Annotated in this window: 1 protein-coding gene; it reads left to right on the top strand. The window is 45.4% G+C overall.

Annotation, left to right across the window (positions count from 1 at the left end; all coding sequences use genetic code 11):
* The coding region (locus tag AAEY75_RS16905) for an imidazole glycerol phosphate synthase subunit HisH (protein WP_502944463.1) at positions 1–240 on the top strand (240 nt) is incomplete at both ends.

Raw genomic sequence — 240 nt, 5'->3', positions numbered from 1 at the left:
GTGTTGGTATGCAGGCGTTGTTTGAGCAGTCTGCTGAAAATGGTGGCACGCCCTGTCTGAGTATCTTAGATGGCACAGTACCCGCTTTTGATCCGGCATGGAAAGATGAAAAAGGGGTACAAATAACAGTACCGCATATGGGCTGGAATACTATTAGTGGTATGGATTTTGAGCATCCATTGTGGAGTGGTATCGAAGACAAGGCGCACTTTTATTTTGTACATAGCTATTACTGTGCGC

The organism is Psychrobacter sp. TB55-MNA-CIBAN-0194 (assembly GCF_040309505.1).
In the GTDB taxonomy this organism is placed as follows: Bacteria; Pseudomonadota; Gammaproteobacteria; order Pseudomonadales; family Moraxellaceae; genus Psychrobacter; species Psychrobacter fozii.
Note: the sequence above shows the minus strand (reverse complement) of the source record. Positions and strands in the feature narration are given on the sequence as shown.